Origin of the sequence: Burkholderia sp. Ac-20392 (genome assembly GCF_017104585.1) — a bacterium.
GTDB classification, from domain to species: Bacteria; Pseudomonadota; Gammaproteobacteria; order Burkholderiales; family Burkholderiaceae; genus Burkholderia; species Burkholderia lata.
Genome location: NZ_JAAGPB010000315.1, coordinates 1 through 9,892, shown reverse-complemented (window position 1 = coordinate 9,892; position 9,892 = coordinate 1). Strand labels below are relative to the sequence as shown.

The window sequence follows — 9,892 nt, the reverse complement described above, 5'->3', positions numbered from 1 at the left end:
CGCCGGCGGCAGCACCCGCGCGCGGCGCCCAGAACAGGTAGGCCGACGCGGTAGCCGACGCGACAAACACGGCCAGCACGAAATACGACACGGCCGAGGCCCGCAACGCAAAGCGCTGCGGACGCCCGGCCGGAGCATCGAATGGACTCGTCAAGCGATTGCGGCGTCAGACGCGCTTGAACACCAGCGTGCCGTTGGTACCGCCGAAGCCGAAGTTGTTCTTCACGGCAACGTCGATCTTCATGTCACGCGCGGTGTTCGCGCAGTAATCGAGATCGCACTCCGGGTCCTGGTTGAAGATGTTGATGGTCGGCGGCGACACGTTGTTGTGCAGCGCCAGCACCGTGAACACCGATTCGAGGCCGCCCGCGCCGCCCAGCAGGTGGCCCGTCATCGACTTCGTCGAGTTCACGACGATCTTGTACGCATGCTCGCCGAAGGCCGCCTTCACAGCATCGGACTCGTTCTTGTCGCCCAGCGGCGTCGACGTGCCGTGCGCGTTCAGGTACTGGACCTCGTCCGCGTTCACGCCGGCGTCGCGCAGTGCCGCGACCATGCAACGGCGCGGGCCGTCCATGTTCGGTGCGGTCATGTGGTACGCGTCGCCCGTCATGCCGAAGCCCGAGACTTCCGCGTAGATCTTCGCACCGCGTGCCTTCGCCGCTTCGTACTCTTCGAGCACCATCACGCCGGCACCCTCGCCCAGCACGAAGCCGTCGCGGTCCTTGTCCCACGGACGGGATGCGCTGGCCGGATCGTCGTTGCGGGTCGACAGCGCACGCGCTGCCGCGAAACCGCCGATGCCGAGCGGCGACACCGTCGACTCGGCACCGCCCGCGACCATCACGTCGGCGTCGCCGGCCTGGATCAGGCGCGCTGCGAGGCCGATGCTGTGCAGGCCGGTCGTGCAGGCCGTCACGGCCGCAAGGTTCGGGCCCTTCAGGCCGAACATGATGCTCAGGTGACCCGAGATCATGTTGATGATCGAACCCGGCACGAAGAACGGCGAAATCCGGCGCGCGCCGCGATCGACGTAGGTCTGGTGCGTATCTTCGATCATCGGCAGGCCGCCGATGCCGGAACCGACCAGCACGCCGATGCGTTCCGCATTGGCTTCGTTCACTTCCAGCCCGCTGTCCTTGATGGCCTGGACGCCGGCGGCGATGCCGTAATGGATGAACGTATCCATGTTCCGGGCTTCCTTCGCCGGGATGTACTCCTCGGGAACGAAACCCTTCACTTCGCCTGCGAAGTGAACGGCGAGGTTCGACGGATCGAACTTCGTAACGGTGGCAATACCGGACTTGCCGGCGACGAGATTGGCCCAGCCGTCGGCAACATTATTGCCAACAGGCGAAATCAGCCCCAGGCCTGTAACAACAACACGACGGCGGCTCACGGTAACCTCTTTTCCATTATTGGATGACAAAAACAAAAGCCACAGTGGCCACAGGAACCAGCCCTGCGAGCCCTGTGGCTGTTAGTCCGTCCGGCGCGAAGCCGGCAGGATGGCGCGTCAATCGCGAAGATCGCGGCGACGTGGCGGACAAGCGCGAAAGGCGCTCGTTACGCCTTGACGTTTGCGCGAGCGTAGTCGATCGCTTGCTGAACGGTCGTGATCTTCTCTGCTTCTTCGTCCGGGATTTCCATGCCGAACTCGTCTTCCAGAGCCATCACCAGTTCGACCGTGTCGAGCGAGTCGGCGCCCAGGTCGTTCACGAACGAAGCTTCGTTCTTGATCTCGGCTTCTGCGACGCCCAGTTGTTCAGCGACGATCTTCTTGACACGTTGTTCGATGTTGTCCATTACCCCTCCGAGGGAAAGTTCAGATTTACAAGTGCGCGCATTTTATCAGGTTTGCTGACGCCAAAACGCACGTTGGCTTGATGGTCGATCAAGCGCCGATCCGCCTGAAAATCGGGATACGGCGCGGATGGTAAACGAAAATCGTTACGACATGTACATGCCGCCGTTCACGTGCAGCGTCGTACCGGTGATGTAACCGGCTTGCGGCGATGCGAGGAACGCGACGGCATGGGCGATGTCTTCCGGACTGCCGAGGCGGCCGAGCGGAATCTGGGTCTTGAGCGCAGCCTGCTGTTCTTCCGGCAGCGTCTTCGTCATGTCGGTGTCGATGAAGCCCGGCGCCACGCAGTTCACGGTGATGCCGCGGCTGCCGATTTCGCGCGCGAGCGCACGCGTCATGCCCGCCACACCGGCCTTCGCAGCCGCGTAGTTGACCTGACCCGGGTTGCCGGCCGAGCCGACCACCGACGTGATGTTGATGATGCGGCCGCCACGTGCCTTCATCATCGGGCGCAGCACCGCACGCGACAGGCGGAACACCGACTTCAGGTTGGTGTCGATCACCGCGTCCCAGTCTTCGTCCTTCATCCGCATCGCGAGCTGGTCCTGCGTGATGCCCGCGTTGTTGACGAGCACGTTCAGCGCGCCGAATTCCTTCACGGTCGCGTCGATCAGCGCCTCGGCAGCTGCCGCGTCGTTGACGTTCAGCACCGCGCCGCGGCCCGTGACGCCCGCTTCCGCGAACGCCGCGGTAATCGCAGCGGCGCCCGATTCGCTCGTCGCCGTACCGATCACCGTCGCGCCCAGGCGCGCAAGTTCGAGCGCGATCGAACGGCCGATGCCGCGCGATGCGCCGGTGACGATCGCAACCTGTTTATCGAGAGTCTTGTCCATGAATCGAATATCCGTCTCTTGAGAAAAGGTGCCGCGTCAGGCGGTCACCAGCTTGAGCGCTTCGTCGAGCGAAGCCGGATCGAACACCGACGCGCCCGTCAGGCTGCTGTCGATGCGCTTCGTCAGGCCGGCGAGCACCTTGCCCGGACCGCATTCGATCACGTGCGTGACGCCCGTGCCGGCGATGTGCTGCACGCACTCGACCCAGCGCACCGGGCCCGCGGCCTGGCGCACCAGCGCATCCTTGATCGCAGCCGGATCGCTGACCACGGCGACGTCGATGTTGTTGACGACCGGAATCTGCGGCGCCTTGACGTCGACGTTCGCAAGATAGTCGCGCAGCTGGTCCGACGCCGGCTTGAGCAGCGACGAATGGAACGGCGCCGACACCGGCAGCGGCAGTGCGCGCTTCGCGCCCTTCGCCTTCGCGATCTCGCAGGCCTTTTCGACCGCAGCCTTGTTGCCTGCGATAACGACCTGCGCGGGGGCATTGAAGTTCACCGCTTCGACAACGCCCGCTTCCGCGGCTTCGGCGCAGACCGCGCGCACCGTGTCGTCATCGAGGCCCAGGATCGCGGCCATGCCACCCTGGCCGACCGGCACGGCCGTCTGCATCGCCTGCGCGCGGAAACGCACGAGCGGCACGGCGTCCTTGAACGCGAGCGCGCCGGCAGCGACGAGCGCGGTGTATTCACCGAGGCTGTGACCGGCGACGATCGTCGGCGCCGGGCCACCTGCCTGCTGCCACGCGCGATAGCACGCATAGGCTGCGGTGAGCATCACGGGCTGCGTGTTGGTGGTGAGGTTCAGCTCTTCGGCCGGGCCTTCGGCGATCAGCTTGCCGAGATCCTGATTGAGTGCATCGGACGCTTCCTGGAGCGTCTCGCGCACGACGGCCAGATCGGCGAATGCGTTGAGCATGCCGACCGCCTGCGAGCCCTGCCCCGGAAATACGAATGCAAATTTCATATCGTCCCCAATTGAATCGATTCGGACGGCGCGCACGAATGGCGCGCCGATGGGATCCGCGCGCAGCAGTCGCGCGCCGCGGATCAGTAGCGGAAGACCGACGCGCCCCAGGTGAAGCCGCCGCCGACGCCTTCGATCAGCACGTGCTGGCCGCGCTGGATGCGACCGTCGCGCACCGCGGTATCGAATGCCAGCGGGATCGACGCGGCCGACGTGTTGCCGTGCTGGTCGACCGTCACGACCATGCGCTCCTGCGGCAGGCCGAGCTTGCGGCAGGTGCTGGTCATGATGCGGATGTTGGCCTGGTGCGGAATCAGCCAGTCGATCTGCTCGGGCGCGAGATTCGCCTTCGCGAGCGCCTCGATCGCGACCTTTTCGAGCACGTTGACCGCGAGCTTGAAGACCGCCTGCCCGTCCATGTACAGGAACGCGCTGCCTTCGATCACGCCGCGGTTGACGTTGCCCGGCGTGCAGAGGATGTGCGAATAGCTGCCGTCCGCGTGCAGCGCGCTGCCGAGCACGCCCGGCTCTTCCGACGCGGACAGGATCACCGCGCCCGCGCCGTCGCCGAACAGCACGCAGGTCGTGCGGTCCTTGAAGTCGAGAATGCGCGAGAACGTCTCCGCGCCGATGACGAGCGCCGTGCGGTGCTGGCCGCTGCGGATGAAGCTGTCGGCCGTCGCCATCGCGTACGCGAAGCCCGAACACACGGCCTGCACGTCGAATGCCGCGCCGCCGTTCTTGATGCCGAGCTTGTTCTGCAGCAGGCACGCGGTGCTCGGGAACACGAAATCGGGGGTCGAAGTCGCGACGATGATCAGGTCGATCGACTGCGGATCGATGCCGGCGGCTTCGATCGCGCGACGCGACGCCTCGAGCGCGAGATCGCTGGTCGTGACGTCCGGTGCGGCGAAATGGCGCGCATGGATACCCGTGCGCGCAACGATCCATTCATCGCTCGTCTCGATGCCTTCCTTCGCAAGACGATCGGTCAACTGCTGGTTCGTGACGCGGTCAGGCGGCAGGTAGCTGCCCGTGCCGAGCACGCGGGAATAGAGAGTCGATTGGGCCATTTATGCTTTAGAGGATTGCGCAGCGGAAGGTTCGGCGTGATGGCCTGCGGCGGGGCTTGCACGGCCCGCGCCGCCCGCGTCGTGTTCGCCTTCGCCGAGCGACACTGAATTATCCGCCATCGCGCGCGCGAGGCGCTCCAGCACGCCGTTTTTGACGGCATCATACCCGCGTTTGATCGCCCACTCAAACGCGTAGGCATCGGCCGAACCGTGGCTCTTGATCACGAGGCTTTTCAGCCCCAGCAGCGCCGCGCCGTTGTACTGGCGGTGGTCGACGCGCTTCTTGAAACGCATCAGGACAGGCAGCGCGAGCAGCGCCATCAGCTTCGACATCAGCGAACGGCCGAACTCCTCGCGGATGATGTCCGACAGCATTTGCGCAAGCCCCTCGGACGTCTTCAACGCGACGTTGCCGACGAAGCCGTCGCACACGATCACGTCGACCGTGCCCTTGTAGATGTCGTTGCCTTCGACGTTGCCGCGGAAATTGAGCGTGCTGGCGCGCAGCAGTTCGCCTGCGCGCTTGATCGTCTCGTTGCCCTTGATCACCTCTTCGCCGATGTTCAGCAGGCCGATCGTCGGACGCTCCTTGCCTTCGAGCGCGGCGACGAGCGCGTGCCCCATTTCGGCGAACTGCAGCAGGTGCTGCGGTTCACAGTCGACGTTCGCGCCGAGGTCCAGCATCATCGTGTAGCCGGTCGGGTTCGGCAGTGCGAACGCGATCGCGGGCCGCTCGATGCCGGGCAGCGTCTTGAGTACGTAACGGGAAACGGCCATCAGCGCGCCGGTATTGCCGGCGGAGATGCAGGCCTGCGCCGCGCCTTCCTTGACGTGGTTGAGTGCGACGCGCATCGAAGAATCCTTCTTCTTGCGCAGCGCCACTTCGACAGGGTCGTCCATCGCCACGACTTCGGCGGCGGGAACGATGGTCAGCGCGGGATCGTCGAGGGCTTTCAGCTTTTTCAGCTGAGCGCGGATCGCGCTTTCGATGCCGACGAGCATCAGGTGCGCATCGGGATGCGCGCGGACGAACTTGACTGCCGCGGGAACGGTCACGGACGGGCCGTGGTCGCCTCCCATGCAATCGATAGTGAGCTTTACGGTCATGGAATGCGACGAATTTCAGGCACAAAAAAGCGGCAGTTGAATGCCGCCTTTTTGTTGCGCCAGGAAAGTGTCAAGCGAACCAGTTGTCACGCGAACGGCAAGCGTAGCGCGCAACGCGTGACTTGACGCTTAGTCGTTCTTCGTCTTGACGACTTTCTTGCCGCGGTAGTAGCCGTTCGGGCTGACGTGGTGACGCAGATGCACTTCACCCGTGCTCGGCTCGACTGCCAGCGGCGATGCCGTCAGGAAATCGTGCGAACGATGCATGCCGCGCTTCGACGGCGACTTCTTGTTTTGCTGGACTGCCATGACTAACTCCTAAATAATTTTCCGGATTCTAACACAGCCCGATCCGACGCTTAACTACCCTGGCCCAAAGCCTTTACGCCTTCCCGCGCCACAACTGCTTAGTGTTTCTTGGTGCCGTCACCGTCCTTCTTCAGCGCTTCCAGCGCTGCGAACGGATTCGGCCGTTTGCCTTCGTCCCCGGCTTCGTCGGACTCCTCGTCCGTCTCTTCCGCGGGACCGCTCGCACCCGACACGAGGCTTTCGTGAACTGCCGGGCAAACCTCGTGCTTGGGCACGAGCGGCAACGAAAGCAGCAATTCCTCTTCGATCAAGTCGACGAGATCGAACTGGCGTGAGCCCACGATCACATCGGCTTCATCGTCGTCGAGCGGAAATTCTTCAGCTTCTTCTTCGGTCGCGACCACCCGGTACGTCATGTCGACGTCGAACGTCTGGTCGTACGGGGTCATGCAGCGCTGGCACGTGAGCCACGCATGGCCGTGCACCGCAAGCCGCAGATACGGCTGCTGCCCGTCGGCGCCGTCGTCCTGCAACTCCTTCTGCGTGAACCCTTCCGCCTGCCATGTGAAGACCGTGTCGCGATCTGGCGCGTCCGCAGGCACTTCGTTTAACATGCGCGGCAGTTGCGAGAGGCGCACCGCACCTGCTGCCTGCCGCCCGCTACGGGCGAACTCGAACAGATCGATTGCATGCGGATCAAGCGCCGCAGCCGGTTTGCCAGAAGAAGTGTTCATGTGCGCTCCTGCCTACAGGCTGACTTGCGAATCCGGCTTGGTACCGCTCGCGTACGGCTCATCCGCAGATGACGTACTTTACTTCCGAAGACCCGGCAGGCGCCACCACAACGGAAGCCTGCCGACGAAAAGCGGGAAAGCATACCTGTTTTACCTTTTGCGGTCAATCACTTAAGCTTGCGTCCGCGCAACGCCGCGCAACACCCGACGACTCATCGATCCAACCGACCATGCCGGATACCGTTTGCCGCCCGCCGCGGCTGATTCTTGCCTCCAGTTCACGCTACCGCCGCGCGCTCCTCGAGCGCCTCGGCATCCCCTTCGACGTCGTGTCGCCCGACCTCGACGAAACCCCGCACGACGGCGAGACGCCGGCCGCGACCGCCCTGCGGCTCGCCGGCGCGAAAGCGCGCGCCGTCGCTGCCACGATCGACGCACCGGACGGCGTGCTCGTGATCGGGTCGGACCAGGTCGCGACCTTCGACGGCCTCCAGATCGGCAAGCCCGGCACCCACGAGCGCGCGCTCGCGCAACTCGTGTCGATGCAGGGCCGCGAAGTCGAATTCCACAGCGCACTCTGCCTGTACGACAGCCGGACGGGCGAAGCGCAGGTCGAGGACATCGTCACGCACGTGCGCTTCCGCTCGCTGCCCGAGGCCGAACTCGACGCGTACCTGCGCGCGGAAACGCCGTACGACGTCGCCGGCGGCGCGAAATCCGAAGGGCTCGGCATCGCGCTGCTCGACGCGATCGACTCGAACGACCCGACCGCGCTCGTCGGCCTGCCGCTGATCGCGCTCACGCGCATGCTGCGCGCCGCTGAATATCCGTTGTTTGCAACCACCCGTGGAGACCGCGCATGACCGCCGGCACGCTTTACCTCGTCCCGAACACGCTCGGCGAAGGCGACGAATCGATGCTCGCGGCCGTCCTGCCCGCGGCCGTGCAGGCGCGCGCCGGCACGCTCGGCTATTACATCGGCGAGAACGCGAAGACGACGCGCGCGTTTCTGAAGAAGATCGGCACGACACGCCCGATCCAGGAAATCGAGATCAGCGAACTGAACGTCAATACGCCGGCCGGCGCCATCGACCGGCTCCTCGCGCCCGTGCTGGCCGGTGCGGACGCCGGCCTCGTGTCGGAAGCCGGCTGCCCGGCCGTCGCCGATCCCGGTGCATTGCTGGTGCGCCGCGCGCACGAGCGCGGCGTAAAGGTCGTGCCGCTCGTCGGGCCGAGTTCGATCCTGCTCGCGTTGATGGCATCGGGCCTGAACGGCCAGAGTTTCGCGTTCAACGGCTACCTGCCGGTCGACGCGGCCGCGCGCGCGAAACGCCTGCGCGAACTCGAGCAACTGTCACGCAAGGCGCGCCAGACGCAGATCTTCATCGAAACGCCGTACCGGAATCACGCGATGCTCGACACGCTCGTCGCGACCTGTGCGCCGTCGACGCAGATCTGCGTCGCGGCCGACCTGACCCTCGCGACCGAGACGATCGCGAGCCGTACCGTAGCGGACTGGAAAAAGGCGCCTGCGCCGAATCTGCACAAGCGCCCTGCGATCTTCCTGCTGCTGGCGAACTGAAGCCGTAGCAGGCGATCCGCCACGTGAACGGCGGGCCATCGCGGCCCGCCCGTTTCCTGTTAGCGCAGGCTGACCGACGCGCCGCCGGCCGTCAGCGCCTTCATCGCGGCGCCGCCGACGGCCGCGCCGAACTTGCGCGCGACGCGGTTCGTCAGGCTTTCCTTCACCGTATAGTCGACCAGATCAGGCGCCTTCAGCACGTCGCGCGCGACCGTGTCGGTCGTACCATAGCCGTCCGCCAGCCCGAGCTCGACGCTCTTCTCGCCCGTCCAGAACAGGCCCGAGAACATGTCGGGCGTCTCGTGCAGCCGCTTGCCGCGGCCATCCTTCACGGCCTTGATGAACTGCGCGTGCACCTGGTCGAGCAACGCCTGCGCATGCGCATCCATCTTCGGCGTTTCCGGCGAGAACGGGTCGTAGAAGCCCTTGTTTTCGCCCGACGTATGCAGGCGCCGCTCGACGCCGAGCTTGCCCATCAGGCCGGTAAAGCCGAACCCGTCCATCAGCACGCCGATCGACCCGACGATGCTCGCCTTGTCGACGAAGATCTTGTCGGCCGCCGACGCGATGTAATAGCCACCCGATGCGCACATGTCGGTCACGACGACGTACAGCGGCTTGTCCGGATACTTCGCACGCAGCCGACGGATCTCGTCGTAGACCATTCCGGCCTGCACCGGGCTGCCGCCCGGGCTGTTGATCCGCAGCACGACCCCGGCCGTGCCGTCGTCGTCGAACGCGGCGTCGAGCGCCGTGTTGATGTCGTCGGCGTTTGCGTTGACACCGGCCGCGATCTCTCCGTCGATCGTCACGAGCGCCGTATGCCGTCCGCTCGACGAGAACTTCGAATCGCTCGAGAAATCGATCAGCGCGAACGCGAACAGCACGAACACGGCGAGGAACGCGAAGCGGAAGAAGATCTTCCAGCGCCGCGCCGCGCGCTGCTCCTTGACGGCCGCGAGCGCGATCCGCTCGAGCGCCGCACGCTCCCAGTTCGGTTCACGGCCGTCGGGACGGGAGGAGGAATCCGGGGAATTCGGTTGGTCGGCCATGCAGTGTTGTCGTTAGTCGGTCGTGGCGGGAACAGCGGGACGCAGGTCGGCGTCGGGCACCCAGAATACCGCACGCCCGTCGGACGTGTCGCGCTCGTCGACCTCGACCGGCCGCAGGCGACCACCACGGCACGGGCCGCCGACGCACTTGCCGGTGTTCGGCTCGTAGATCGCGCCATGCGTCGCGCACATCAGGTAGAGGCCCGACGACTCGAAGAACTGCCCTTCGGCCCAGTCGAGCTCCATCGGCACATGCGCGCAGCGATTCAGGTACCCGTATGCCTGGCCCTCGTAACGCACGAAGAACACGACGGCCTGCTCGCCGCGCAGCGTCGCATCGACGCGCACGCCGGCGCCGCCGTCGGG

The 9,892-nt window shown here is 65.2% G+C and carries 12 protein-coding genes; 2 read left to right on the top strand and 10 right to left on the bottom strand.

Going from position 1 to position 9,892, the window contains the following annotated elements:
• Positions 1-166: 166 nt before the first annotated feature.
• From fabF to G3N99_RS27095, 8 genes are all read right to left on the bottom strand, one after another.
• A complete protein-coding gene (gene fabF, locus G3N99_RS27130; RefSeq protein ID WP_011351406.1) occupies positions 167-1,399 on the bottom strand; it encodes a beta-ketoacyl-ACP synthase II in 1,233 nt (410 codons plus the stop codon).
• A 167-nt stretch (positions 1,400-1,566) separates the two neighbouring features.
• Positions 1,567-1,806: an acyl carrier protein gene (gene acpP, locus G3N99_RS27125; protein WP_004197638.1), complete on the bottom strand. Its 240-nt coding sequence runs from the start codon at positions 1,804-1,806 to the stop codon at positions 1,567-1,569.
• 144 nt (positions 1,807-1,950) lie between these two features.
• A complete protein-coding gene (gene fabG / locus G3N99_RS27120) occupies positions 1,951-2,700 on the bottom strand; it encodes a 3-oxoacyl-ACP reductase FabG (protein WP_006476504.1) in 750 nt (249 codons plus the stop codon).
• A gap of 36 nt (positions 2,701-2,736) precedes the next feature.
• The gene (gene fabD, locus G3N99_RS27115) at positions 2,737-3,669 is read right to left on the bottom strand and encodes an ACP S-malonyltransferase (RefSeq protein ID WP_174943857.1); all 933 of its coding nucleotides are present in this window, start codon (positions 3,667-3,669) and stop codon (positions 2,737-2,739) included.
• 83 nt (positions 3,670-3,752) lie between these two features.
• On the bottom strand, positions 3,753-4,742 hold the full coding sequence (locus tag G3N99_RS27110) for a beta-ketoacyl-ACP synthase III (RefSeq protein WP_011351403.1): 990 nt from the start codon (positions 4,740-4,742) through the stop codon (positions 3,753-3,755).
• Positions 4,743-5,849, bottom strand: coding sequence for a phosphate acyltransferase PlsX (gene plsX, locus G3N99_RS27105; RefSeq protein ID WP_206123936.1), 1,107 nt, complete (start codon positions 5,847-5,849; stop codon positions 4,743-4,745).
• A gap of 129 nt (positions 5,850-5,978) precedes the next feature.
• Positions 5,979-6,158, bottom strand: a complete 180-nt coding sequence (gene rpmF / locus G3N99_RS27100) for a 50S ribosomal protein L32 (RefSeq protein WP_047900174.1) — start codon at positions 6,156-6,158, stop codon at positions 5,979-5,981.
• A 98-nt stretch (positions 6,159-6,256) separates the two neighbouring features.
• The gene (locus tag G3N99_RS27095; RefSeq protein ID WP_174944496.1) at positions 6,257-6,892 is read right to left on the bottom strand and encodes a DUF177 domain-containing protein; all 636 of its coding nucleotides are present in this window, start codon (positions 6,890-6,892) and stop codon (positions 6,257-6,259) included.
• 230 nt (positions 6,893-7,122) lie between these two features.
• Here G3N99_RS27095 and G3N99_RS27090 point away from each other — a divergent pair, with 230 nt between their 5' ends.
• Both G3N99_RS27090 and G3N99_RS27085 read left to right on the top strand, forming a co-directional pair.
• Entirely contained in the window at positions 7,123-7,755 is a 633-nt protein-coding gene (locus G3N99_RS27090; protein WP_206123935.1) for a Maf-like protein, read from the top strand.
• On the top strand, positions 7,752-8,474 hold the full coding sequence (locus G3N99_RS27085) for an SAM-dependent methyltransferase (protein ID WP_011544932.1): 723 nt from the start codon (positions 7,752-7,754) through the stop codon (positions 8,472-8,474). The genes G3N99_RS27090 and G3N99_RS27085 overlap by 4 nt, the downstream gene beginning before the upstream one ends.
• A 59-nt stretch (positions 8,475-8,533) precedes the next feature.
• On the opposite strand, the gene G3N99_RS27080 is transcribed toward G3N99_RS27085, so the two are convergent.
• Both G3N99_RS27080 and G3N99_RS27075 read right to left on the bottom strand, forming a co-directional pair.
• Positions 8,534-9,526: a S49 family peptidase gene (locus G3N99_RS27080; RefSeq protein WP_174944506.1), complete on the bottom strand. Its 993-nt coding sequence runs from the start codon at positions 9,524-9,526 to the stop codon at positions 8,534-8,536.
• A gap of 12 nt (positions 9,527-9,538) precedes the next feature.
• The coding region (locus tag G3N99_RS27075) for a Rieske 2Fe-2S domain-containing protein (protein ID WP_206123934.1) at positions 9,539-9,892 on the bottom strand (354 nt) is incomplete at its 5' end.